This is a genomic window from Rhizobacter sp. P2_H2, assembly GCF_056403375.1.
This window is the reverse complement of record NZ_JBFUFP010000981.1, coordinates 1-2,045: the sequence shown is the minus strand read 5'-3', so window position 1 is coordinate 2,045 and position 2,045 is coordinate 1. Positions and strand designations below refer to the sequence as shown.

Here is a 2,045-nt window from a genome sequence, read left to right as displayed (position 1 = left end):
CTACCTTGCGAAGTACGGCGATGCGGACATCGCTGGCGTGGTCTACGTGGGCGGCGTCATCGAGCTGGACGCGGCGCAGATCCAGCCGCATCCCGAGGTTTATCGAGACATGAGTTCCCTGGACCTGCGCACTCGGCTCGATGCAGAACGCGCCTTTCTCACGCTGTGTTTCCATCGCCCGCCCGTGGATGAAGTCGTCCAACGCCTGCTGGCCAATGCTGCGCTGGCATCGTTCGACATGCAGCGTGTCGTGCACCGCATGACGGTCGATGCTGCGAAGGGGCTCCAGGGCGTTCGGAAGCCCATGCTCCAGATCTATGGCGAGTTGGACGCCCTGGTGCGGGCCGACGCCAGCGCCGGGCGTGCCCAGCAACTCAATCCATCGATCCGGACGCTCTTCTATCCCGACACGGGACACGCGCCATTTCTTGAATCGCCCCAGCGGTTCAACGATGACCTGGCAGGGTTCATCGCGAAGGCTCATCCCGCCGACCACTGAGTGGCTCGACGCTATCGAGCCCGCATCCTTGGCCGGAGGCGCACCGATGCAGACGCAACCCCGTCGAACTGCGGCGGGCCTTCGCAGGCGGCCCGGAGCCTGGCGCCGGCAGCATCCAACGCTTCGCCCATCATCGGGCGCTGCGACTCTTGTAGCCGCAAGTGACCGCGCTGCGCCAGGCGCCTCACGAGGGACTCATATCCATGGCGCATGACGATCTTCCTTCGGGCAAGGACCGGTCGACCGCTTCAGGCTGGTTGCGGTCGGTCAGAGCCTGTCGCCCGAGCGACCGCTCTGGCGGAGAGGAGACCTTCGTCGCGCAACGCGTTGGGTTCGTTCAGTCAAGCCCGAATGGACCGGGCTGCGTGCCGGTGCTGACCAAGCCGAACGGCCGCTCCTGCGAGCCGCGAAGCAGAGCTATCGACCCATTGCGGACCTTCGCATCGCCAGTCTCACGGGTGCATAGCGGTCACTCAGCGTCTGGCATGGCAGGCGCCCTGAGCCCAAAGTCGGAAAAGCGGCCAGTCGATGGAGGCGTGAGCCGCATTCCATCCCTACGAGGAACGTTTGACGATCAGAACGATGACGACCAGCGCGACCGCACCTGCATAGAACGCTACCTTGAGATAGCTGGGCGCGGAGGGCTCTGGACCAGGGAGATCGTTGTCGCCTAGCCAAACCGCCTGTTTCGCCGCGCCAGCGAACATGTGYGCCACAGCAGGGAAGAGTGCGAACGCAAAGGAAGGGACGACGTATGAGACGGCTCCAAGAATGACGGATGTTCCAAACACCCACACTGCGAAAGGAACGGAAGGGAATACTGAAGCAGCGGCGAACCCGATTGCTGGCACGAAGCCTAGAGCAAGTCCAACGAGCGCCGCCAGCAGGCATGCGCCGAGTCGGAAAGCGGCAGAAGGTGAGTCGTTCTCCACGTGAGTCCTTGCGTTTGGCACGAGAAGGTCGCCCCACCCGCCGGGCGAACTCTCGCCATGGATAGGTCAAGGCCGGAGGCTGAAGTATTGTGCGAGATCCTCGATGGACATTTCACCAACAGAGTAGCGATTGAGCGCGCCCGCATCAGTCTCTCCTTGCCACAGTCCAGTTTGGACCAGAGCAACTCTGAACTTCTCTGCCTCTTCTTCGGGTGTTGCTGCACGCGCCCCTCGACTCAGCGCCTCAGCCGTTGCCACAAGGCGGGACTGCACAAGCATCAGCTCAAGGTCGTCCGGCGTCATCGCTTTRCCTCGTTGATCTGGTCACTTCGGCATTCGCTGTGCGCTTCTGATCTGTTCATAAACAATCTTGGCGTTGTCGATCAGATCAAAGCGCGGGGACTGCTGTTGCGCTCCAGGCCAAGAAGGCGCTCCACCGAACATCGATCCGAACGGGCTTTGCGGGCCGAACGTAATCGATCCATTGCCACCGCGCCCCTCGGTCAAGGTGACGTCGGACAAGGTGTTCAGCGACAGCGATTTGATGGTGCGCGAAATGACTCCAGAGACGATCAGGACGCGATCCGAGGTCAGCGCGTAGTAGGTCTTCGACC

3 protein-coding genes are annotated in these 2,045 nt (G+C 62.2%); 1 reads left to right on the top strand and 2 read right to left on the bottom strand.

Going from position 1 to position 2,045, the window contains the following annotated elements; translation table 11 throughout:
• Nucleotides 1-499 (top strand): alpha/beta fold hydrolase (locus AC1D15_RS29045; RefSeq protein WP_477828749.1); only part of this gene is annotated, 499 nt, incomplete at its 5' end.
• Nucleotides 500-1,497: 998 nt separating this feature from the next.
• On the opposite strand, the gene AC1D15_RS29040 is transcribed toward AC1D15_RS29045, so the two are convergent.
• Both AC1D15_RS29040 and AC1D15_RS29035 read right to left on the bottom strand, forming a co-directional pair.
• Nucleotides 1,498-1,734, bottom strand: coding sequence for a hypothetical protein (locus AC1D15_RS29040; RefSeq protein WP_477828748.1), 237 nt, complete (start codon nucleotides 1,732-1,734; stop codon nucleotides 1,498-1,500).
• A 21-nt stretch (nucleotides 1,735-1,755) separates the two neighbouring features.
• On the bottom strand, nucleotides 1,756-2,045 hold a 290-nt coding region (locus AC1D15_RS29035; protein ID WP_477828747.1), incomplete at its 5' end, for a hypothetical protein.